General features: G+C 38.8%; 20 protein-coding genes. 2 read left to right on the top strand and 18 right to left on the bottom strand.

All coding sequences use genetic code 11. The features are described from left to right. Position 1 precedes the first annotated feature (1 nt). Positions 2-694 carry an SDR family oxidoreductase gene (locus tag WCX87_RS05135; protein WP_345980973.1) on the bottom strand — a complete coding sequence of 231 codons (693 nt, stop codon included), beginning with the start codon at positions 692-694 and terminating at the stop codon, positions 2-4. A 29-nt stretch (positions 695-723) separates the two neighbouring features. Then, complete coding sequence (locus WCX87_RS05130; RefSeq protein ID WP_345980972.1) at positions 724-1185, bottom strand: helix-turn-helix domain-containing protein; 462 nt, start codon at positions 1183-1185, stop codon at positions 724-726. Positions 1186-1492: 307 nt separating this feature from the next. On the opposite strand from WCX87_RS05130, the gene WCX87_RS05125 reads away from it, so the two are divergent. Next, positions 1493-2707: a GGDEF domain-containing protein gene (locus WCX87_RS05125; protein ID WP_345980971.1), complete on the top strand. Its 1215-nt coding sequence runs from the start codon at positions 1493-1495 to the stop codon at positions 2705-2707. A 22-nt stretch (positions 2708-2729) separates the two neighbouring features. Here WCX87_RS05125 and WCX87_RS05120 read toward each other — a convergent pair whose 3' ends face one another. The 4 genes from WCX87_RS05120 to WCX87_RS05105 all read right to left on the bottom strand — a co-directional run bounded on the left by WCX87_RS05120 (position 2730) and on the right by WCX87_RS05105 (position 6068). Continuing rightward, on the bottom strand, positions 2730-3119 hold the full coding sequence (locus tag WCX87_RS05120) for a hypothetical protein (RefSeq protein ID WP_345980970.1): 390 nt from the start codon (positions 3117-3119) through the stop codon (positions 2730-2732). Between the two features lie 73 nt (positions 3120-3192). Then, positions 3193-4884 (bottom strand): Sel1-like repeat-containing protein kinase family protein, encoded by a 1692-nt coding sequence (locus WCX87_RS05115; protein ID WP_345980969.1) that lies wholly within the window; start codon positions 4882-4884, stop codon positions 3193-3195. Positions 4885-4946: 62 nt separating this feature from the next. Next, entirely contained in the window at positions 4947-5516 is a 570-nt protein-coding gene (locus WCX87_RS05110) for a transglutaminase family protein (protein ID WP_345980968.1), read from the bottom strand. A gap of 12 nt (positions 5517-5528) precedes the next feature. After that, positions 5529-6068, bottom strand: coding sequence for a hypothetical protein (locus tag WCX87_RS05105; RefSeq protein ID WP_345980967.1), 540 nt, complete (start codon positions 6066-6068; stop codon positions 5529-5531). A 157-nt stretch (positions 6069-6225) separates the two neighbouring features. Here WCX87_RS05105 and nifJ point away from each other — a divergent pair, with 157 nt between their 5' ends. Next, on the top strand, positions 6226-9786 hold the full coding sequence (gene nifJ / locus WCX87_RS05100; RefSeq protein ID WP_345980966.1) for a pyruvate:ferredoxin (flavodoxin) oxidoreductase: 3561 nt from the start codon (positions 6226-6228) through the stop codon (positions 9784-9786). A 36-nt stretch (positions 9787-9822) separates the two neighbouring features. Here the strand turns inward: nifJ and WCX87_RS05095 are convergent, their stop codons facing one another. From WCX87_RS05095 to exbB, 12 genes are all read right to left on the bottom strand, one after another. Then, positions 9823-12612 carry an EAL domain-containing protein gene (locus WCX87_RS05095; RefSeq protein WP_345980965.1) on the bottom strand — a complete coding sequence of 930 codons (2790 nt, stop codon included), beginning with the start codon at positions 12610-12612 and terminating at the stop codon, positions 9823-9825. Positions 12613-12661: 49 nt separating this feature from the next. Beyond that, entirely contained in the window at positions 12662-13903 is a 1242-nt protein-coding gene (locus WCX87_RS05090) for a hypothetical protein (RefSeq protein ID WP_345980964.1), read from the bottom strand. Between the two features lie 80 nt (positions 13904-13983). Next, positions 13984-15777: a hypothetical protein gene (locus tag WCX87_RS05085; RefSeq protein WP_345980963.1), complete on the bottom strand. Its 1794-nt coding sequence runs from the start codon at positions 15775-15777 to the stop codon at positions 13984-13986. Further along, a complete protein-coding gene (locus WCX87_RS05080; protein WP_345980962.1) occupies positions 15774-16109 on the bottom strand; it encodes a hypothetical protein in 336 nt (111 codons plus the stop codon). The genes WCX87_RS05085 and WCX87_RS05080 overlap by 4 nt, the downstream gene beginning before the upstream one ends. Positions 16110-16233: 124 nt before the next feature. Next, the gene (locus tag WCX87_RS05075; protein WP_345980961.1) at positions 16234-16878 is read right to left on the bottom strand and encodes an HAD family hydrolase; all 645 of its coding nucleotides are present in this window, start codon (positions 16876-16878) and stop codon (positions 16234-16236) included. 1 nt (position 16879) lies between these two features. Next, positions 16880-17839, bottom strand: coding sequence for a ferrochelatase (gene hemH / locus WCX87_RS05070; protein WP_345980960.1), 960 nt, complete (start codon positions 17837-17839; stop codon positions 16880-16882). After that, positions 17833-18588, bottom strand: coding sequence for an alpha/beta fold hydrolase (locus WCX87_RS05065; RefSeq protein WP_345980959.1), 756 nt, complete (start codon positions 18586-18588; stop codon positions 17833-17835). Before WCX87_RS05065 ends, hemH begins: the two co-directional genes overlap by 7 nt. Further along, on the bottom strand, positions 18585-19676 hold the full coding sequence (locus WCX87_RS05060; protein ID WP_345980958.1) for an FAD-binding oxidoreductase: 1092 nt from the start codon (positions 19674-19676) through the stop codon (positions 18585-18587). Before WCX87_RS05060 ends, WCX87_RS05065 begins: the two co-directional genes overlap by 4 nt. Positions 19677-19684: 8 nt before the next feature. Next, positions 19685-21724, bottom strand: coding sequence for a glycine--tRNA ligase subunit beta (gene glyS / locus WCX87_RS05055; protein WP_345980957.1), 2040 nt, complete (start codon positions 21722-21724; stop codon positions 19685-19687). Between the two features lie 66 nt (positions 21725-21790). Next, a complete protein-coding gene (locus WCX87_RS05050) occupies positions 21791-22504 on the bottom strand; it encodes a TonB family protein (protein ID WP_345980956.1) in 714 nt (237 codons plus the stop codon). Positions 22505-22529: 25 nt separating this feature from the next. Next, positions 22530-22913 (bottom strand): biopolymer transporter ExbD, encoded by a 384-nt coding sequence (locus WCX87_RS05045; RefSeq protein WP_345980955.1) that lies wholly within the window; start codon positions 22911-22913, stop codon positions 22530-22532. Further along, on the bottom strand, positions 22903-23346 hold the full coding sequence (gene exbB / locus WCX87_RS05040; protein WP_345980954.1) for a TonB-system energizer ExbB: 444 nt from the start codon (positions 23344-23346) through the stop codon (positions 22903-22905). The genes WCX87_RS05045 and exbB overlap by 11 nt, the downstream gene beginning before the upstream one ends. Positions 23347-23380: the final 34 nt, after the last annotated feature.

Below are 23380 nucleotides of genomic sequence, written 5' to 3'. Positions count from 1 at the left end.
TCTAACGCAGATAGGACCCGCTGTTGATGTCTATGCAGGTACCGTTGATGTACTCCGGTGCTTCGGTAGCAAGCCATACCATTGTTTTAGCCACCTCTTCGGCATAAGCAAAACGTTTTGCCGTTACTGTCTTTAAGAATGCTTCACGTCGTGCCTCTGGGATCACGTTTAACATATCTGTCTCAACTGGACTCGGTGCAACGGCGTTGATGATGATCCTACCGTCAAATATCTTTGCAAAGCTCTTTGTCGCATTTATGAGTCCTGCTTTTGTTATGCCGTACCAAACATCAGGATGACCAATTTGCCCTGCTATGGAAGCATCATTGACTATTCTACCGCCATCAGGCATCTTTTTAGAAAGAAGTTCAATGAGCTTAACGGGTACTTCGATGTTTAATCCTATCATAAAATCCACTTTCTCTTTTGGATAATCATCATACGGTAATGAGTACATCACACCTGCATTATTTATGAGCACATCGATGCTGTCTATCATCGAAACAAGTTCAGGAACCTTTGCTACATCACTCAGATCAAACTCGATACAACGGACGTTTTTGTCCTCTTTGAACTCAAAACCTGTAAAGTCACGTGCAACGACTATGACTTCATAACCTATTTGTAAAAATTTTTTAGTCGTTTCAAGCCCTATGCCTTTATTTCCGCCTGTAATTAAAACTGTTTTTTTCATTATTTCTCTTTTTATTTATTAAATTCGGATTATCTTCCAAAAATAGACCACCGTTTAGCAGGTCTGTCAAGTTTTTCACTTTTTTCCAAATGGTTTCTGACAGGTACGTAAGATTTCTCTGTGACTTTTATAGGAATCTTATTTTTGTTTTCTTGCTCGACAGAGGCAAAATCTTTAGCATATTTGTTAGACCATGAAAGTATCTCTTCTATGACAGGTCTGAGATATTTACCATGAACGCTTAATGAATAGTCTACCCTCGGAGGTACTTCACCGTAACTTTTACGAGTTACAAGATGCAATGCTTCAAGCTCTTTTAGTTTTGATGAAAGAGTCTTGTTTGTGATGGGGCTTAGTGCACTGCTTAACTCTTTAAAACGCATCGTATTTTTTTGAAGGAGCCAGATGATCTGAAGCTTCAACCTGTCATTAAATATCTCAAAGAAAAGTTCTTCCGATGAGTCATATGATTTGTCATTAAGTTCTATCATGGCTGCATTCTACGCTTTCTTTTATAAAAATATACTTAGTTTACTAAAATATACTAATACGTATTTTAGGATATTTCGTACTAAGATGTTCTCACATTTCTCTCTGCTTGAACTATTGTTTATTAAAAAGCCAAAAACGTACCAACTTTGATTTAATGAAGAGTTTGTAACACTTTTTGTAAATACATTTAGTATATTGAAAAATGTACCACCTAGTCTTTCTTTAAAAAATAAATTTAAGTACAATAATATTTTACATTATTTAATATTTCTTGCTAAAGGTTCACACTAGTATGATTCAATCAACATGAAACTAGAAACACTAAAAATGATAGCTGCTGTAGCTTTTACACTAAGCGTACTAGCTATATATTCTATTTGGAATTATTTTTATGAAAAAGATCGTCTTATTTCACAAATCGACAAACAACTTTTTGCAGCGGCAGTTGCTGTACCGTTTGTCCTTGCAGACGATTTTCATGACCGAGCCCTAAGTACTAGTGACATTAATAAAACTGAAGATAATCAAAATATAAAAAACCTTTCAAATCTCAATAATCGACTAGGAACTAAATTTCTCTATACTGTTATTCAAGACAACAAAGGAACCTATAGACTCACCAGTTCAAGTGCACTTCCAGAAGAGATCAAAGAAGGCACAGAGGTACACTACTTTACTGCTTACCCTGATGCAAGCGACGCACTTAAACAAAGTTTTCAACTCAAAACAAATCATTTTAATAAACGCAATGAAGTTTATGAACCAATATACGTACCTGTCTATAGCGATCGTTGGGGAACATATCGTTCTGTTTTTCTACCGATGAGCACAGTAAAAGGAGATCTCTATGTCGTAGGTGCAGATATAGATATTTCGTACGTCGATGCACTTTTAAACCAAAATATTTTAAAGACTCTTTTAGAATTTCTTTTATTTGCATTTGGCATTCTTTCTATCGTACTTACTTACATTAGTATACTCAAACATAAGCAAAAGGAGTATCAACGTGTGCACCAACTTTATATCGACTACTCAAAACGCTCTATTACCGATCCTCTTACACAACTTTACAACCGCTATCAACTGGATCAAGAACTTCATATCCAGTATAAGAACTATCAGGAATACGGAAAATCTTTTGCCTTGTTAATGATCGATCTAGACAATTTTAAAACCATCAATGACCGATATGGTCATCCTATAGGGGATGAAGTTTTGAAGCATGTCTCAAAGGTTTTAAAAGACTCTTCACGTTCAACAGATACGGTCGGTCGATGGGGCGGTGAAGAGTTTATGATCATATATCCAAACAGTGACTTAGAAAACGGTTTTCATTTTGCCGAAAAAGTGCGTTTTTTAATCGAAAGTCTAGACCATACAAAAGCATACGGAATGACTATCAGCGTCGGAGTTGGTGTGCCTCATCAAACAGCGAATTTACAGCAGTTTCTGCAGATTGTAGACGAAGCACTCTATAAAGCCAAACAAACAGGACGCAACAAGACTGTTAAAGCTGCTTGAACCTATAAAACAGAATTCGTATTTATTTAGCATAATCCATTTTTAACTCTATCTTTGCACCCATCGAATCAAATCCACCCGAGGGCTTCACCTTAAACATCGAGTGAAAATCGATCCATTTTTTACCGTCAAGACTTGCCCAGTGGTCGTAAAGATAGATATCTTTAGTAAAACTCACCATGACCGTCGAGGTCTCATTCGTGTCAAAAACATCGCCTTTTGCCAAGAACTTCATAGGAAACTTACTGTTTGCAGGGATGTATAGTATGAACTCTTTAGGAGGGTTCACCGTGCTTCCCATCTTAACGACAGGCGTGTTGTCTATCAAGGAAGATGGGGGAGCATACAGACAGCTGCATCCGGATAAAACTGTTACAGCCACTACGGCTGAGATCATTGGTATATAGCGCATTCGTTCTCCTTTTATAGATACTAGAGAGTTTAATTATAATATATTTTACTCATTAGTAAAAATGCTTTATATATTATGTGTTGTTCTTTATACGGACTTTTTGAATAACTGTATCGTCCTGTCCCATTTTCATCAATGCCCGTTTTGAGTATTTATCGTTTCTTGAAAGCCCTTTTTCAAACCAATAACGGGCTTCTTCCTTGTTTTTAGAAACACCTAGACCATAAAGATACATCTCTCCAATAGCTCCGCAAGAATATCCATCACCCTGTTTTTCCGCTTGTTTAAACCAGTACAATGCCTGTGCATAGTCTTTTGATGTCCCTTTACCCGATATAAACATATAACCAAGGCTTTGCTGGGCGTAGAGATCTCCTGTTTTTGCCAGCTTCAAGAAGATGTTAAATGCTCCTTCAGGGTCTTTCTTCCTCTTACCGCTTACTTTCATATATGCCAGATTTTTCTGAGCCTGTACATCACCGTCTCTTGCCAGTTCCTCATAGTATCTTTGTGCCTTATCATATGCCTTTTGATCCATATATATCTTTGCTAGTTGCCACTTTACCTGTTTATCTCCGTTTGAAGCCGCTTTTTCATACCAATGTATTGCTTCTGTAATATTTTTATTGACACCCATGCCCTTATGATAAATTTGCGCCAAACTCAGTTGTGCATAAAGGTTCCCCTGCTCTGCCGCTTTCTTATACCAAAACAGCGCTTCTTTAATATTTCGGTCTACACCATATCCCTTTTCATACATCTGCCCGAGTCCGGACTCCGCTTGTGCATTACCAAAATAAGCGACCAGATGATAGCGCGCTGCATCGAACCATGTTACTTTCTTGATATCTAAAGTTTTAGGCTGAGTGAAAATATAATAAGCGAAAACAAGGATAAGCACGATACTTGCCATACTGGCAAGCGATGAAAACGGGTTGTCCGTTTTTTTACATACAATCGGCTCACATTCTGCTTCACTTGGCTGGTAACTTTGCAGCAGGGTTTGTAACTCTTCAAAGATTTTCGGACGTTGTGATGACTCCTCAAATACCATACGATTTATCAGCCCGCACAATGCTCCAGAATAAACACTATTAGGCTCTAAGGGTTTAAGAGGTTTGTCATCTTCGATATTTTCACTGTCTATCATACCGTACAACACTATTGCTAACTCATGCATCAATTGTTGTACTCTTTGCTCATTAAAAGAAACAAACTCTGCATAAGCAGTGCTGCATTCGTTTGTAGCGGTATTTAGCAACAGTGTGTCCGGATTCAATGACCGTACCTGTAATCCGGTACGCTGTAAAATGACTAATGCCCGAACAAGGGAGAGAGCAAATGTACTGATCTGCTGTTCTGAAAATATTTTCTTAGCATCGTATAACTGACGAAGTGTTTTCATTCCGCCGGAGTATTGTGTTGTAGCATAAAGCGTCCCACCGGCCTCAAAAGTCTGGTAGAAGGCAGGAATGGCAGGATTATTTACTCCCTTGAGAGTGTTGTAGAGGGTTTGCAGCTCTGTCTTTCCTGCGGCGAATACTTCACTCTGTGTCGGATGGACATAAACTGTACTTTGCCCGCCCTCTTTGTGATGACGTTTGGCTATTGTACTTGGGAAATATTCACGTAGCCATACTTCTCTACCGACTCGCATATCCTCGGCACGGTAGATGATCGTGTTGTCACCGACATATTCGACATCATGAATCGAGTACTGCTCAACCTGCGTACGCAGTCCCAATGTATCAGATTTATCTGCCATCGTCATCCTCAATCACAAAAAAAGATAGACCTATTTTATCACAATATAAAGGATTACCAAACTCATTTAATATCAGGGAAGTGGTGGATCATCTCATCATAGGTCTTGTTCTTTTTAAGAGCCTCTACGACTACATTCAAAGGTTCGTCGTAGATATCTGGCAGATCTGTCTCACCCTCTTGCAGCTCAAAAGCCAGCTTTTCATAAGGAGGCATAAACTGAGCGTCCACACCTTCTTTATTGCCTCTGGCATCTATGCGGTACCAACCGTATTCTTTTAGATACACGGCATTCAGTCCATGCAGGCAGTACACATCTTGCTCGTACTCAGAACATGAAAGTCTTTGATAGCAAAATCCCGCAGGGATACCGTTCGCACGTAAAAGTGCAGCAAGCAGGATGCTCTTTGCATAGCACCATCCCGTCTTGTACTTTAAGACATCGCTTGCTTTATATGTAGTGATATCATCCTTAGCATCCCCGCTGTGGCGTATCTTATCTCTTACATGTAAGAAGCATCGTTTAGCGATCTCTTCATCCGAAGTCAGACCCTCTGCCAAAGTATGTGCCAAAGCTTGGATATCAGGATGAGAAAAATCCACTAATGCGCTCTCTTTTAAAAACTGTTGCATATTTTAACCTCCTTATCTGTCTTTTGTATCAAAGTACTCTCTCCACTCCTCCAACTTCTTCTCATTATAAAACCGTGATGGAGTCGGGAGAAATCTGAACTTTATGCCATTCTTGTCGCAGTACTCTTTTATCTTCCCTATCTCGTTTTTTATACATGCCACGCTTTTATCAAACGACTTTCTGGTGAAGTAGACTTCTTTTGTTCTGCCCTGCTCTAAATATCGCAATATATTGTCCGTGTTGTACTGTATGACGTTTTGGAGTTTATCGTCACCGTAGTTGCAGATATCTTTTTTATCCATTTCGGCGGAGAGTATCAGGTCTGTGAGTTCTATGTCGTGTTCAGATAAAAACTTTTTTTGTGACTCCACATCGCCCTTTATACTTTTTTCATCGAACATTGCAGGCAAAAGCACCCAAAAGAAGTTTTTTACCCTGCCGTAGAAGAACTCGGCATCGTTGCACTCCACATCGGGATTGAACGTTCCGATGATAAGGATCCTCTTACATGTAAGAGGCCGGTCTTTTAAAAATTTATGTCTGATATGCAATCTGAAACTCTCATTTTAAACTCAAAATGACCTATTCTATCATAGATTTAAATGAAATAGAACAATAAAAATTTTAAAAAAATCCATACAACGTATACTCTATTTCCTAATTTTGAGATAGAATATATTTAAGACGCTTACATGTAAGGGATTTACAATGAAACATCAAACAGATACGATAGATGCGAATGAAGCGGTGGCACGTGTTGCCTATAAGATAAATGAGATCATAGCCATATACCCTATCACGCCTGCTTCTGTGATGGGTGAACTGTGTGATATCTATGCAACACACCAGGAGAGAAATGTCTTTGGTACCATACCCGATGTCACGGAGATGCAAAGCGAAGGAGGAGCCAGCGGTGCCATCCACGGCGCACTTCAAAGCGGAGCGCTGACCACGACATTTACTGCCTCACAGGGCTTACTGCTGATGCTTCCTAACATGTATAAGATCGCTGGCGAGCTCACGCCTACCGTATTTCATATAGCGGCACGTTCTATCGCCGCTCAGGCACTTTCTATCTTTGGTGACCATAGCGACGTAATGAGTGTCCGTCAATCAGGATTTGCGATGCTCTGTTCAAACTCGGTGCAGGAAGCGCATGACATGACACTTATCTCCCAAGCTGCTACATTGGAGTCACGCATCCCCTTTTTACACTTCTTTGACGGTTTCAGGACTTCACATGAGGTAGACAAGATCGATCTGCTTGATGAAACGACGATGAGGACAATGATAGACGACGAACTTGTCAGTGCACACAGAAGACGGGCACTTACTCCGGACAACCCTTTCATAAGAGGAACATCACAAAACCCGGATGTCTACTTTCAAGGTAGAGAAAGCGTCAACAGCTACTATCTAAACACTCCCGATATAGTACAGGAGTGTATGAATAAGTTTGCCTCGCTGACCGGGAGAAGTTACCATCTTTTTGACTATGTGGGTGCGAGTGATGCCCAGCGTATCATCATTATCATGGGTTCTGGTGCCGAAGCTGTTCATGAGACGGTAGAGTACCTAAACACTCAGGGTGAAAAAGTGGGTGTGCTCAAAGTAAGACTGTACCGCCCGTTTTCCATCAAGTATTTTATCTCTTCACTGCCAAAAACCGTCAAATCTATCGCAGTTTTAGACAGAACGAAAGAAGCAGGCTCAGTCGGAGAACCGCTTTATCTTGATGTCGTAAGCGCTTTTAGCGAAGCGAAAGAGGATGGCTCTCTTGAGTTTGATACTCCGTTTATCATAGGCGGCAGATATGGACTCTCATCCAAAGAGTTTACTCCTGCCATGATAAAAGCGATCTATGACGAACTCAAAAAAGAGTCTCCAAAGATTCATTTCACCATCGGTATAAACGATGACATCACACATACATCCCTTTCATACGACCATGACTTCGCACTGCCGAAAAAAGACACCTTTGAAGCGATCTTTTTCGGTCTGGGCTCAGACGGTACGGTCGGAGCAAATAAAAACTCGATCAAGATCATAGGAACGCAGACTCCAAACTATGCTCAAGGCTATTTTGTCTATGACTCTAAAAAATCGGGTTCTATGACGACGTCACACCTGCGTTTTGGTCCCTCACCTATACACTCGACCTATCTTATAGACAAAGCCGACTTTGTAGCGTGTCACCAAAGCGTCTTTATGGAGAAGTTCGACATCCTGCAGCATGCAAAGCACAAAGCCATCTTTTTACTGAACTCTCCGTTTGATGAAAAAGATGTATGGAAGCATCTTCCAAAGTCGATCCAAGAGGAGATGATAGAAAAAGAGATAGAGTTTTATGTAGTCGATGCTTATAGAGTCGCTAAAGAGAGCGGTATGGGCAGACGCATCAACACCGTTATGCAGACATGTTTTTTTGCTATATCTGGCATCTTGGAGCGTGAAGAAGCGATAAAACAGATAAAAAAATATATACAGAAGAGCTACGGCAAGAAAAGTGACGAGATAGTCAAACTCAACTTTGATGCCGTCGATAGTGCTCTTGCGCATCTTCATAAAGTAGAACTTCCAAAAGAACCGACCAGTACACGCTCGCTGCAGCCTCCTATAAAAGGAAAGTTCAGCAAATTTATAGCTGACGTTACGGCAAATATCATAGAGGGTAAAGGTGATGAGATACCTGTGAGTATGATGCCGGCAGACGGTACCTGGCCGAGTGCGACTACCCAGTATGAGAAAAGAAACATCGCTCTTGATGTCCCCCTATGGGACCCTAGCACCTGTGTTCAGTGTAACGAATGTGTCCTGGTCTGTCCTCACGCTGTCATACGCTCAAAAATAGTCGATGAAAGCTTTTTAAAAGACGCACCCGAATCTTTTAAAAGCATAGAGGCAAAAGGAAGGAACTTCGGTGAGAACGAGAGGTTTACCATCCAAGTAGCCGTGGAAGACTGTACTGGGTGTGCTTTGTGTACTGAAGTGTGCATAGGTATAAACAAGCAGGAGCCTGAACTCAAAGCTATCAACATGACTCCGATAGAAGAACTGCTCGAAGAGGGCATAAAAAACTGGGATTATTTTTTGACTATTCCTGAGTATGACAGAGCGAAACTCGACCACTCTAAAGTAAAAGACAGCCAGTTTCTACAGCCTCTTTTTGAGTTCTCCGGTGCATGTCCGGGATGTGGGGAGACTCCATACATCAAGTTAGCGACTCAGCTGTTTGGCGATAGGATGATAGTCGCCAATGCGACGGGATGTTCATCCATTTACGGCGGAAACCTTCCGACCACTCCTTGGGCAAAGAACGAAAACGGGCTTGGACCGGCATGGTCTAACTCACTTTTTGAGGACAATGCAGAGTTTGGGGTCGGATTTAGACTGACCATAGACAAACATGCGGTACAGGCAAAAGAGCTGGTCGAAAAACTTTCAGACAAACTCGGACAAGAGTTTAGCGATGCTATCCTTAACGCGCCTCAAGAAGAGGAAGAGGAGATCTTCGCACAAAGAGAACGTGTAAAAGAGCTAAAAGAGAAACTCCATAAACTAGAGAATGAAGATGCTAAAAGCCTCTTGTCTCTGGCAGATTATCTCGTGAAAAAATCCGTATGGATCATAGGCGGTGACGGCTGGGCTTATGATATAGGTTACGGCGGACTTGACCATGTACTGGCAAGCGGAAAGAACGTAAATATCCTTGTACTTGATACGCAAGTGTATTCAAACACGGGCGGACAGCAGTCAAAAGCGACTCCTACTGGTGCAGTCGCCAAGTTTGCAGCAGGCGGTAAACCCGCTCTGGCAAAAGATCTGGCTTTGATGGCTATGAGTTATGAGAATGTCTATGTCGCACGTGTGGCTATGGGAGCAAGTTATTCTCAGACAGTAAAAGCCTTTGCAGAAGCTGAGAAATATGACGGACCGTCGATCATCATTGCGTACTCTCACTGCATCGCTCACGGATATGATCTCAAAGATGGGATGAAACAGCAAAAACTGGCAGTAGACTGCGGACTCTGGCCTACTTTTAGATATAACCCTACTCTTAAAGACGAGGGTAAAAACCCTATGAGACTTGACTATAAAGGTCCAAGGATACCAGTCAAAAACTATATGTATAATGAGACCAGGTTCAGCATGGTCGAAAAAGCAAACAGCATAGATGCAGAAGCATTCCTAGAAGTAGCTACTGCTCACGCACATGAGATATTTAGACGTTACAGTGATCTTGAAAGCTCAGGCGAAAAAAAGGAATAAACTACATCGTAGCTATATGATTATATAGCTACAGATCTAAAATATCTTTTTATGAGTGTTTTTACTCATCCACTCCTCTAAATCAACTACCGTTAACGGTAAGCTGTAAAGATATCCCTGAACTTTTGCACAACCCTCTTTTATAAGGAACTCTGCCTGTTCTTTTGTCTCGACACCCTCGGCAATAACATCCAGTTCCAAGCTGTCCGCCAGACCTATGATCGCTTGTGTTATATTCATATCATCTTTGTCAAACGGTATTCCGCTGACAAAAGACTGGTCGATCTTCAGTTTATCTATCGGCATATGCTTTAGACGTGACAAAGAGGAGTATCCTGTTCCAAAATCGTCAATAGAAAGACGTACGCCTAACTCTTTAAGACTGTTCAAGAGATCGATATAAAGTTCATCTTTCATGATGACGCTCTCGGTGATCTCTATCTCAATATATTTTGCATCAAGCTGGGCGTCACTTAGCGCTTTTCTAAGAGTTTCAACTATATTATCACGGGATAGCTGACGTCCTGAAACATTTACTGCTATATATTTTAACGGCATTCCCGCATCCAGCCATTTTTTCATCTGAAAACACGCCTGTCGCAATATCCACTCACCTAAAGCAACGATAAGCCCAGTGTCTTCAGCTAAAGGAATAAATCTGCCCGGCGGGACTAAACCCATCTCATGACTGTTCCATCTCACAAGTGCTTCTGCTCCTAGAAGCTCACCCGTTTGCATCTCAAACTGAGGCTGATAATAGACTACAAACTCATCGTTTTTCAAAGCGTTATGCAAAGCGCTGTGCAGATAAAGAAGTTCAAAACTGGAAGTCGCCATATCAGCAGAAAAGAACTCAAAACTGTTTCTCCCGAGATCTTTTGCACGGTAGAGTGCCGTATCTGCATTTTTTAGCAGAGTGACAGCATCAGTACCATCCATCGGACTGACGGCCACACCCATACTCACCGTTATGGTCACTTCATGCTCATTTAACGTCATAGGATCATTGAGTTCGACCAAGATCTTTTGCGCGACTATTGCGGCGTCATTTGGTGATTTTACATCTTCTATGATCATAACGAACTCATCACCGCTCACACGTGCGATGGTATCTTCTTCTCTTAGCAGGTCTTCTATCTTTTTAGCGACTTTTTGCAGGAGCAGATCACCGTATGGATGTCCAAGACTGTCGTTTATCTCTTTAAACCTGTCGATATCCAGATATAAGACTGCAACATTTTCGCGCTTTCTATGAGCGCGTTCGAGTGAATGTTCCAAACGTTCGGTCAAGAGCAGACGGTTAGGCAGTTCTGTCAATGTATCGTAATGTGCCAAGAAACGAAGCTCATCCTCCGTCTTTTTGATATTTGATATATCTGCGAAGACACAGATATAATTTACTATCTTGTTACGCTCATTTTTAATGCTGCTTATCGAAAGCCACTCAGGGAACAGTTGACCGTTTTTTCGTTTGTTCCAGATCTCACCCTGCCATTTATCGCCTTGCAGTAATGTCTTCCACATGTTTGTATAAAACTCATACTCATGTCTGCCTGATTTTAGAAGCCTTGTATTTTGACCGATGGCTTCTTCTTTACTGTAACCTGTTATCTCGCTAAATGCAGGGTTTACGGACAAGATGTTGGCTTTTGCATCCGTAATGATGATACCTTCGGCCAAATTTTCAATGACTTTGTACGACTGAAGAAGCTGGTTCTCTTTTTGTTTTCGCTCGGTGATATCTTCAGAGATACCTAAAAGGTATTTTGCCTCTCCGTTCTCATCTAAAATAGCTACTTTTTTAGTATGCAGTATACGTTCGCCCTCGTGTGTATGTATAGGTTCTTCAGGAATATCCAAAACTGTCTTTTCATCCAAGACCTCTCTGTCGCGAGAAGTAAAAAAATCAGCTTCCTCTTTTGGAAAAAAGTCATAATCGCTTTTTCCAAACAGTGCATCTTTACTTATCCCGGTAAGCTTTTCACCGGCATTGTTAAAGCGAATATATCGCAGATCCTTTGCATCTTTAAGAAAGATCATCATCGGGATATTGTCTATGACAGCCGTCAACTCTTTTTCACGCGCTATCAACTCAGACTCGATATGTTTACGGTCCGTGATATCGATGATCGACACCAGTGTCTGCATAGTTTCCGGTAAAAAAACCGCATTAACAAGAGCTACCCCCTTCTTACCCTTTGTCGTGACAAAATTCAGTTCATAATGTTCGGGGACTACTTGGGAGTTCAATCTTTTCTTGTGATATCCGACTACCCTCTCTTTATCGACATCATCAACCAGGTCAATAAATGAACTTCCGGTAAAATCTTCGACAGTACTCTCTGCAAGGTCTGCGAATGTCTGATTAACGAGGGAAAAAGTACCGTCAGGTTCTATTATTGCCGCACATGTTCCCGTTTTATTGAATAAAGTATGATATCTATCTTCTATCTTTTTTTGCTCTGTCATATCCTCTGAAAGGATGATGATCCCACCGATGACGTCATCTTTAGTATACCATGGACGGATCTTCCAGACTATCCATTTGCTCTCGTCACTGATATTTTGGAAGAAACCGTTCTCTTCTTGTATATATTCCCCTTGCAGACTAAGACTGTGTGCTTCTTTCCAACTTTCGGGCATATCTGAAAAAAGATCGTAATGAGACTTTCCTATAAGTTCTTTTCCTTCAAGATGGTACTCTTTGATCCAGTTTTTACTTACCGCGAGATAGTTCATATCTTTGTCTAACATAGCCATTGAAAAAGGTGCAAATTCGATAAACAGTCCCAATTTATGACCACTTTCACAAATCTTTGTATTCATCTCTTCCTGATTTTTGCTTTTGCTAATCATCTCGCACTGCCCTTCACTCTTACTTTATCTCGTAACCGCTTTGGAACTTTGCTTTCTTTGCAAGTTCTGAAACTGTACTAGTGACCTCTTTTGAAGCTAAATGGTAATGGCTTTGAAGTCTCTCCAAAGAGATATCTATCTTCTCTATAAGTTTTGCACTCAGTTCGTCTACTCTGTCTTTCATCACTTCGATCTGCTCTTTTTCACTCTTACTAAGAGAGGTTGCCAGATCACTCAGGTCTTTATACGCATTTTTATAATCGACCTTTATAGCTTCTATATCGCCGATCAGCTCTTTTATAGGGTTGTATATATTGCCAAGACTTCGGCTATGTTCCTCTAAGGTCTTCATGTTGTTTGATGAAAGGACTATCTGTTTCATCACCATTTCACTCTGTTTACGCATAGAATCGAGTATGTTCTCACCTTCAAAAAGTGATGTAGAGACACCTTCTGTCTGAGCACGCAAATGGTTTAACTGTTTTTCAAACTCTAACGTAACGGCTGAGAGCTCTAAAAGAGTCTTTTCAACGATCGAAGAGGATATCTCGTTAGATATATCTTTAATGGACTTGATATCCTCTTTTACTTCATCCATCTCGTCTTTTATATCGCATCTGACTGCATCTGCACTGTCAAATGCTTTTTTAATGCGATTGTAGTGGTCTTGTTCGGACACACGCAGCATATCGATATGAGAATGCATGATATCGTCCAGTTCAGGAAGCTGGACAGATGTAAACTTATCGACGCTGTGCATCACTTTTGACTGCTGCTGCATCATAGTCTCGAACTGTCCTATAAACCTTTCCTGATTTGTCTGGATCACTTTAAGTGACGAGATATCTTTTTTTATCTGCTCTCTTATCTCAAAAAGGGACTGCTGTTCGTCGTCATGCATAGAAGCTATCTTACTTTCAAGTAAAGCAATATAGCTCTCCATTTGGGATATCTTTGATGATAAAGATGAAGAGAACTCTCTTTGCAGCTGCTCGTCTGCATTTTTCTGTGCCTGATGGAGTATGTTCATGATAACAAAGAGAGTAAGGGCTATGACGATCACGGCTAAAGAGTCTTTTAGGACTAAGACAACGGTATTTGAGTCAATATAAAGTATAAGATGGATAGTTGCAGAGAGTGCACCGATGGAGAGCATAAGCGGTGCATAGTTGATCTTGTTTGGTCGTTTTAAAATACTTACCTGTCTTACGAACAGAAGCACCATCAAAGTATATGAGATGATCAAGTCGAGCTCAAGCATTGCAAAACCTCTCTTTTTCCTCTATTTTATCATAATTAAAACCTATTTTACTATATCTATTCATCCTTGTTAGATATGATTTATCTTTTTATCCTATGCCACAAAGCTAAAATAAAAGCTATAGCAAAATACCAGAGTAAAATTGATTCTAATAAACTTAAAAAAACTGCTCCTTTACTTATATTTTGGAACCATTTTTTTTGTTCAGGTGTAAATGGATAAATCATATTACTAAACGATTTAATCAAACTCAATCCAAAATATTGTTCATTTAATTTTAAAATATATTGCTTTGTAATATTAAAATCATACCTATTATCATAGCCGTATAAGATATTTTTTTCTTTATGTTGCCCATGTACTTGCAAAGAATTTTGGAAACTATTTTTGAGTAAATTATCTGTTTGATAATTAATATATAAATTGCTAGTAATATTATTATCCGAGATATTCATATCTTTAATTAAAAACAATGGTGTAGCAGATGTAGAAACATAGTCATGATTTGGTTGTAAAGGTAATGCAAAAAAAATAATTGTTAATACAAACCAAAGAAAGGGTTTCATATAACTTTCACCAAAACCATTAGTAAAATGATGTATATTAAAAATCGTCACATCTATAAGGGATTTTTTATGACTAGACAACATTTCCGAGTACCTCTGAGAGTAAAAGAAATCACCCGCACTTTGAAAATCTTTATCTTGAAAATTGTCTTTTAATTGACTATATGATGAACTTAAACTATCTAAAGACATTTGTATTATTTCTCTTTGTTTTTCCAAAGTTGTTTTATCTTTAATTTTTAAAAACTCATCTAACTTCTCATATATATACCTTTCATCTGCTATACAATAGTGTGTATTGAAAAACTCAATATTATTTAATCTTTTAACAGACCTTATATGATTATTAAACTTAATTTTTTTAATTAAATATGAGCTAAGTTCTACCCATAAATTTAGTGATGCTAAAAAAATCAATATATATGGTATAAAAACAATCAAATAGACATAAAAAAGAAAATCATTATATTTGAAAGAAAGAAATAAAGGCCAACCTACTAGCAAGATCAAAGGAAACATTAATAATATCATCCAATGGTCTTTACCCTGAATTTCATTATTTAATATTCTATTTGTTATTTGTGGAAAATAACAATTTCTAAACTCAGTTTGATTAATTTTGGAGTTTAGAAAATAACAATTCTTTAAATAACAATTTTGAAAAAAAACATTGTCTAATAACATATTTCTAAAGTTTGCTTCTTCTATATATTCATTTAAACCTATAAAAAATATCTTTCCTGCGCCAACTTTATGATTTTCAAATCGTATTTTTTTGATTACACCTTGTTTATTAAGCTCTACTAAACCCTTGTCATTAATATAAGAACCTATATCTATAACAAAGTCACTTTCCAAAGCATATGGTCTGAATTGTAATTCTTCAATAAGCAAGTTTTTATCTTCTTGCCTATTTTTAATGCCACCACCATCTAAAAACTTTGTATCTTTAAGTATCAATTTTTTACATTTTAAATTGTCAAACCTAACATTGTTTTGAAAAATTGCATTTGTCAAATCAATGTTTAAACCAATAAAATTTTTATCCTTAAAATCATAATCCAAAAAAACAACATTTGAAAAATCAATATCCTTTTCTTTTAAAATAGACTCAAATATATAATCTTCAAGAATTTCATTATATAACTCTTTTTGAAAAACTCTAAAATTCTTTTTAATGCTAAGAGGTGCATGAAATATACAATAGCTATCAATATTTTTGTTATCTTCAAAATAATAAATCTTTTTATTTTTACTACTTATTAATTGCTCAAATTGACAATTTGGATGACTACATGTATAAATCATTTTGCAGCATTCTTATCTTCTTGCTGCTTATGAATAGTTTGAAGTCCTTCTTCTTTAATTTTTTTTTCATAATAATTTAAATAAAAATGATTTCCTATAGACACCAATAATAATATGTTCAATATAATGGATATTATGAGTACTAAGTTAAATTTTGCAGGCTTTACTATCTTTGCAATTTCTTCTATAAGTATGTCCTGATTAGCTTTATTCTGTTGAATATATTTTCCTAAAGCAATTTTAATATCATTTGTTAAAGTACAGTTATCCTTTAGACTTCTTAACTCTTCAACTTTTTTTTCTAACTCTTCGATTTTCACATCATCTGCCATTATATTTCCTTAATTTGATTTTCAATTCAACTATTTTAGTGCATAAAATACAAGTTATATTAATTAACAAATATTCTATATAAAATGAACTTAAAGAGAAAAGTTTAATGTGCTATATTTTTTATTAAAATAATTTTTGACATTTCACGATATCAACAATATTCAAAGGATGGGAGACCACATAATCTGCATAGCCTTCACTGCTGAATCCCCACGTGGCAAAAATAGAACCTATAGAGATGTTTTTTGCGGCTTCTATATCTTTTGAGTTGTCTCCGACCATCCATGCCTTGTGAGGCATATAACCGTATCCGTAATTTGCAAGGATCATCTCAAGCATCTTAGGATCAGGCTTAGAAGCACCCGCTTCGTCGGCACCTATAATAGTATCGAACATATCACTCACATTCAGATGCCTCAACATCCTCTTTGCAAACAATGTAGGCGCATTCGTAGCGACATTCAAGCTTACATGTAAGGACTTCAACTGCTCTAACGTATCGGCGATACCCTCATATAAATAGGGTGATTTTATACACTGCTGAAAATAGTGTTCTTCAAAAAGGTCTCTGTCTTTTTCCTGATATACCGAAGTATTGTAAAAAAGATCGGGAAGATTGCGCACCGGCATATTGATGGCATCGACGATAAACTGCTCTGTCAAAGGCGGCAGGTCATAATGCTCTTTTCTCACATAGTTTATGGAGATCGTTATATCCTTTTTCGTATCGATAAGTGTACCGTCCATATCGAATATAACGATCTTCATGCTATTCACTCTTCATCTTTTCATAGAGCTCTGTAAGAGCCTGAATAAAAAGCGGATGATCGTTCACGCATCTGCAGACTTTATACTCTTTGACACCTATCTCCTGCGCAACTTCTTCGTACTCCATCGCCAGTTCATAATCCGTCTCTGAGTTATCTACGGTAAATGCTATAGGATAGATGATAACCTTTTTGTCTTTCATGCCTTCAAGTGCATCTCCAAGAGAGGGTTCAAGCCATTTCATCGGCCCTACTTTCGATTGATATGCAAGATGAACAGCTTGAAAGTCCATACCGTTTTTTTGCATCATCTCTTTTAAGACATCCACGTTTTTAATGATCTGTTCTTGATATACGTCACCCGCATCTACGATCTTCTGAGGAAGTCCGTGAGCAGAGAAGATGATCTCATATTCTTGAAAGTTCTCATCACCCATCTCTTCTTTTATACGTTCTAAGACCGCTTTGTTGTAGCTTTCGTTCTCATAGTATGAATCCACATCCACTATCTCGGCATCCATACCGCTTTTACCGAAGCGCTCATAAAAATCTTCCAAAGATGATTTTGTCGTCGTCGTGGAGTATTGCGGATACATCGGGATCAAGTATATTTTTGAGACCTCGTGTGCTTTTAATCTCTCGATGACTTCATCTGCAAACGGCGGTGTGTAACGCATTGCAAAATCGACTATTACACTGTCTCCAAGGCTTTTTTGAAGTTTACCCGTTATCTCTTTCGTCAGATCGACAATCGGAGATTTTCCGCCTATGGTTCTGTATATCTCCTGAGATGACTCAGTTCTAAAAAAGACTATCATACCCGCTACAAATCTGCGAAGCAAGCCGCTTTTCATAGTCAATATGTTTGGATCGTTAAACATGTTCTTTAAAAACAGTTCGACCTCGTTTAGGTCATTGGGTCCACCCATATTCAGTAATATGACAGCATCTTTTTTCAACATAACACCTTTTTGACAAGATCTACAGATTCTTGAGAAAATAAAATTTCATCATGATTGTAACGAGATAATTCTTTATACTCTACTAGATTTTTTATATTAGTTTTTAAATTATGAGCATTTTCAATCGGTACGATATCATCATCTAAACTCGAGACCAGATATGTGTCTGCATCGACATTTTTCAGATACGAAACCGTGTCAAAATTGTATTTGATAAGAAAAGAGGGAAAACCTCTTTTTATAAAAAGATCTCTCACACTGTCAAATCCGCCCAGTAAAAACAGGTGTTTCACTTTTATTTTTGAAGCGACATAAGCAGCCAGCGAACTTCCAAGAGAAAAACCTGCAATACTAAACTCTCCGTAGTGTTCTTGAAATTTTTTGGCTACATGTAAAGCATCATTATAGAGGTTTTTCTCGCTGGGGACACCTTGTGAGTTGCCGTATCCACGGTAGTTAAACGTCAATATCCTGCACTTTTCAAAATGATGGGAGAGTTTATGTATAAGCGCGACGCTGTCCTGCGATCTTGCACCGATATAAAAAAGAGTATGTTTAAACTCTTTTGGTGTGTACTCGATCCCCTCAAGCAAAGTCCCGTCATCTGCTGTTATCTCTAAAGCGGTATATCTCTCATCAAGATGCTCTCTTTTATGCTTTTTCGGGTCAAAAACCAAGAAAAACTGCAGCTGGTACAAAGCCAGTACCAATACCGATAGAGTGATCAGTATAAATATCAGATATATCATCTTTTCTTGCCCTGCTGTCGTTTCATATATCTTTTGTAAAACCTGACCGGTGCGATCGATTCATCGATCTCTTTTCCCTCTACTATATGCTCACATAGCTTTTTTGCAATGTAGGGTGCCATCACAAAACCGTAACCGCCTACCCCATTTATCATCGTAAGGTTTGGATAGTAGCTTATCTCTTTATCGCTGTTCTTGCTCTCGACTATCTTTCCCACAAGCGGCATATAGTCGTTTGAACCGCAGCGAAGTCCCGTATAATCTGCCAAGATCTCGACATCTTTAAGTTCTATGGTAAGGTTTGCTTTTTCCAGAAGCTCTTTACGGCCTTTTTCTATGTCGTAGGGTTCTTTGTTCTTTTGCGGATGATAATGCACGTCATGCGTAGCACCGATGGCCATCAGACCCTCCTCACACTTTGAGATCGAGACATGATGGTGCATCGTGACCTCTGTGCGTGTTGACGTACCTATATCGATACGATGACCCCAGATACCGCGCAGGTTTATGTAGGGTTCATCTACAAGAGGTTCATACGCACCGTATGCCAGGATGACCTCTTTGGCTTTTATATCTCCGATCTCATAGTATCCGTCTTTACATGTAAGAGAGCTGACTTCAAAGTTGAAAAAGTCGATCCCCTCAGTCATCTGGTTACAGACACCCTTCGCATCTACGACTCCGCCTTTAAGTACATAGACATTTTCACATTCTTGGGCAGACGCTGTAAGAATCTGTATCACCTGCAGCGGAGGTGTACCGATATCCAGAGTCGTGTTCTCTTTAAAAGCTATGAGTTTTTTTGCTTCATCCTCGTCTTTAGCAATGTGCAGAAGCGGAGCATTTTTTATACATGCGGGAAAGTTTTTTGAGTAGAATTCAAGAGCGAAGGGGTAAGCTTTTTCCATAAGCTCTTTAAGCTCACCCGATTTTGAGAATTTTGGAGAGATAAACGCACCTGCGGCACCGCTTCCTCCTGCACCGATCGCTTCTCTGTCAAAAAGTGCGACCTGTTTACCGTTTTGTTTGAGATAGTAACTTACAGCACAACCGTTTACACCTGCACCGATAACAGCTACATCATACAAAACAGCTCCTAGTTAACAGATATCTCTTTTATATCTGCTATATGGAGGAAGCTTTTGTAGATCAATGCTACAAGCGATTTTCTATTGTTTTTGATCTCCTCATCGTCTGCATTGACCATAACGTTGTCAAAAAATGCATCAAGCTGCGGTTTTAGTTCTAAAAGTGTCTCTAGTTCATCGATATAACTTTCATAATCACCTGCCAAGACTGCGATGTACGCATTAAACAGCTCACGCTCTGCATCATCTTCAAAAAGTGCAGGATTTACTGAAAGCTCTTGGCTTAGATCCATATCTTTCGTGATGTTTGCAAGACGTTTGAACGTCGAAAAAGTCTGAGCAAAGTTGTCGTTTTGTGTCATCGCAGTAACTGCTGCTATCTTTTTACCGATAGCTAAAAGCTCACGTTCACCAGAAGCAAAAACAGCTTCGATAATGGACGGATTGACTTTATAGAACTGTCTTAAACGCTCTAAGAAGAACTCTTCAAGTTTAGCAAGATCGAACGCTTTGTAGTTTGATGCCAAAGGTGCAATAGTATGCACTATGTCAAACTTCATATTATGTTCATTACAGATACGCACGATACCGTTAACTGCACGGCGAAGTGCGAACGGATCGCGTGAACCTGTCGGGATCTGTTCAATACTGAAAAGCCCTATAAGAGTATCAAGTTTTATAGCCATAGAGATGATAGCACTAAGAGGGGTAGACGGTACTTCACTGTCTTCTCCCTCTGGAAGATACTGCTCTTTTATAGCAAGTGCCACTTCAGGTTTTTCACCAAGAGCAAGTGCGTAGTAGTGTCCCATGATCCCCTGAAGTTCAGTAAACTCATAGACCATCTCGCTCATAAGGTCGGCTTTTGCCAGTGTAATAGCACGTTCAACGATCGTCTCGTTTTCAGAGACATCGCCCTCTATATCATTTTTGTAAAGTTGAAACAGTTGATTGGCTATAATCGTCTCACGTTCTACTTTTTCTTTTAAAGTTCCAAGACCATCCATAAATACGACTTTCTCTAAACCGTCAAGCGTAAGTCCGCGTTTAAGGTCGTTATCGTAGAAGAAAAGTCCGTCGGCAAGACGAGGACGAAGGACTTTTTCATTTCCTTCGATCACATTTGAAAAATCATCTGTCAAAGCGTTTGAGACCACAACGAATTTATTTACCAGTTTGCCGTCTTTAAAGACAGGAAAATATCTTTGGTGCTCTTTCATCGATGTGATGATCACTTCAGGAGGAAGACGTAAAAATGCTTCATCGAAGTTTCCGACAAGTGCTGTAGGATGCTCAGTAATAGCCACGACCTCTTCAAGTAGGTCTTCATCTATCTCGATCTCTATATTTTGCTCGTTTTGAAGGTTTTCAAACTGCGCAAGGATATTTTTCTTTCTCTCATCCGGATAGAGTGTGACTGCACCGTTTTTAAGTGTCTCAAAGTACTCTGCTATAGAAGAGATCTCTTTAACATCAAACGAGCTGATTCTATGGACATAAGTCTGTTTTGTCGATGTAACGTCAAAAAGTTTCACATCTACCAAATTGTTATCGAACATAACGTTCAACCATCTGACAGGACGGATAAAACTCTCGCTCAGACTTCCCCAGCGCATAGCTTTTCCAAAATCAAGTGATTTTACCCACTCCTCTATCATCGCAGGCAGAAGCTCCACTGAAGGTCTTCCTTTAAGCTCTTTTTTGTAGTAAAGGACCTCTTTTCCGCCCTTTTCTCCTTTGCCGAGTTCACTGATGTCTACACCGCATTTTTTAGCAAAACCAAGTGCTGCTTGGGTCGGTTCACCGTCTTTATATGCCATAGCGATAGGAGCTCCGAAGAACTCGATTTCACTATCTTCTTGAGATGTCTTAAACTCTCTATGCCAAAGAACTAAACGACGAGGAGTATAGTAAAATTCAAACTCACCGATAAGAGAGTTCTGCTCTAAGATTTTTAACCACTTTTTCTCAATATTTTCTAGTTCTTTTAAAAGTGGAACAGCAGGAAGCTCTTCCACCCCGATTTCGATTAGTAAAGGTTTTAGCATTTGTATCTCGCATATATTATTTGACGCGATTTTAACCTTTTTTTGCTTTAACTCGAATTATAGTGACTATTTTAGGACATATGCGATAGTAATCCTGAACTCTTTTGGGAAGTTAAAGAGTGTTTTATCGATATCGATAGGAAAACTTTTTGAGATAGCTTCAAGCGTAGAGTGTCTAAATATTTTTTTTCCTGATACCATTTTTATATATCGTACCGTTCCGTCAGAAAATACATGAAACTTTACCTCTACATCTCCTTCGATACCTCTTCGTCTGGCTGCCATAGGATATGATTTATTTGAGTTGATCCTCTCGACAAGATGAGCTATAAATCTGTCCTGTTTTGCTTTGACCATATCTTCATCCACTGTTTTTTGGACATTTGTATTCACAACTTTTTGGACATTTGGTCTGGTTTCTGAAGGAGTATCTGTTTGTTCTTCCTGCTTTTTAGCGACCTCTTGAGGTTCCTCTTCTTTAGGGATCTCTTTTTGAATCTCTTTTGGCAACGGCTCTTTTTTTGCCTGCACAATCTCTTTTTTTACTGCCTTTTTCTCTACTTTCTTTACTATTTTCTTTTCAACTTTTTTCTCTTTTTTAGGTTCATCTTTCTTCATCGGTGAAGGCGGTGTCACCATAGAAAAACAGATTCTGCTGCTCTTTTCGTTAAACGTCTTTTTATCGCAGTAGTTATCTGTAGCAGACTCATAGATTATCACCCCGAAAGCGGACAGATAAAGAAGCAGTGTAATTAAAAAAGAGTTTATATATCTATTCATCTGTCCCTTCCTTTCAAAATCTCTTTTAATCCCGCTTTTTTGTGATAATGCCGATGTTGTTAAAGTTTTTCTGTTTTAGAGTGTCCAGCAGTGCCACAAACATATCAAACTTTGCTTCTTTATCGCAGTTGATGTTTATAGGTGTCTTTACTTCATATTTTGATATATACATATCTATGTCTTTTAAGAGAATCTTCGTATCGTCAAAAAAGATATCACCGTTTTCTTTTATGGTAATAGTTATATTTTTTTGGTTTTCCTGTTTTGCAGCACTCTTGGAGTTGGGCAGTTCAACCGGAATGATCCCTTTTGCAACGAATGTCGCAGTTGTAAGCACTATGACAAGCAGTACGAGCATAATGTCAATAAAAGGAACGACGTTGATCGACTCGAACTTCTTAACCTTCAAGGTTTTCCTTTTGGATGATCTCCCATCTTGCGATAAGTACTTCCATCTTTCTTACGATATGCGTGTGAAAAAAGATCGCCGGAATCGCCACTGCTAGGCCCATAGCAGTAGCCTTTAGTGCAAGAGCAAGTGATGTCATGATGCTTTTTGCATCTAAGTCGCCGCTTTGCCCCATGACATAAAAAGTGATGATAATTCCAAATACAGTTCCAAGAAGTCCTATATAGGGTGCGTTTGAACCAAAAGAGGAGATGATGCTTATGTTGTTCGTCAAGTCTATCTCAAGAGCTTCTTTTGTTTTATAGGTGTCTAGACTCACCACACGGTAAAACATGATTCTTTCTATCCAAAACCACAGTGTCATGAAACTCATAACACCGAGTACTCCCATAACTCCGTAATCAAGAGTGTCTTGCAGTAATTCTATATTCATAATGCTATACCTGTTTTTTTGATTACATTGTATA

It is taken from the genome of Sulfurimonas sp. HSL3-2 (genome assembly GCF_039645965.1).
GTDB lineage: Bacteria > Campylobacterota > Campylobacteria > Campylobacterales > Sulfurimonadaceae > Hydrocurvibacter > Hydrocurvibacter mobilis.
The sequence above is the reverse complement of the archived record's forward strand: the minus strand, read 5'-3'. Positions and strand labels throughout refer to the sequence as shown.

Coding starts and splice junctions, on each gene's coding strand:
- WCX87_RS05135 (WP_345980973.1), bottom strand. CDS start 694: ATGAAAAAAACAGTTTTAATTACAGGCGGAAATAAAGGCATAGGGCTT.
- WCX87_RS05130 (WP_345980972.1), bottom strand. CDS start 1,185: ATGATAGAACTTAATGACAAATCATATGACTCATCGGAAGAACTTTTC.
- WCX87_RS05125 (WP_345980971.1), top strand. CDS start 1,493: ATGAAACTAGAAACACTAAAAATGATAGCTGCTGTAGCTTTTACACTA.
- WCX87_RS05120 (WP_345980970.1), bottom strand. CDS start 3,119: ATGCGCTATATACCAATGATCTCAGCCGTAGTGGCTGTAACAGTTTTA.
- WCX87_RS05115 (WP_345980969.1), bottom strand. CDS start 4,884: ATGGCAGATAAATCTGATACATTGGGACTGCGTACGCAGGTTGAGCAG.
- WCX87_RS05110 (WP_345980968.1), bottom strand. CDS start 5,516: ATGCAACAGTTTTTAAAAGAGAGCGCATTAGTGGATTTTTCTCATCCT.
- nifJ (WP_345980966.1), top strand. CDS start 6,226: ATGAAACATCAAACAGATACGATAGATGCGAATGAAGCGGTGGCACGT.
- WCX87_RS05095 (WP_345980965.1), bottom strand. CDS start 12,612: ATGAATACAAAGATTTGTGAAAGTGGTCATAAATTGGGACTGTTTATC.
- WCX87_RS05090 (WP_345980964.1), bottom strand. CDS start 13,903: ATGCTTGAGCTCGACTTGATCATCTCATATACTTTGATGGTGCTTCTG.
- WCX87_RS05085 (WP_345980963.1), bottom strand. CDS start 15,777: ATGATTTATACATGTAGTCATCCAAATTGTCAATTTGAGCAATTAATA.
- WCX87_RS05080 (WP_345980962.1), bottom strand. CDS start 16,109: ATGGCAGATGATGTGAAAATCGAAGAGTTAGAAAAAAAAGTTGAAGAG.
- WCX87_RS05075 (WP_345980961.1), bottom strand. CDS start 16,878: ATGAAGATCGTTATATTCGATATGGACGGTACACTTATCGATACGAAA.
- hemH (WP_345980960.1), bottom strand. CDS start 17,839: ATGTTGAAAAAAGATGCTGTCATATTACTGAATATGGGTGGACCCAAT.
- WCX87_RS05065 (WP_345980959.1), bottom strand. CDS start 18,588: ATGATATATCTGATATTTATACTGATCACTCTATCGGTATTGGTACTG.
- glyS (WP_345980957.1), bottom strand. CDS start 21,724: ATGCTAAAACCTTTACTAATCGAAATCGGGGTGGAAGAGCTTCCTGCT.
- WCX87_RS05050 (WP_345980956.1), bottom strand. CDS start 22,504: ATGAATAGATATATAAACTCTTTTTTAATTACACTGCTTCTTTATCTG.
- exbB (WP_345980954.1), bottom strand. CDS start 23,346: ATGAATATAGAATTACTGCAAGACACTCTTGATTACGGAGTTATGGGA.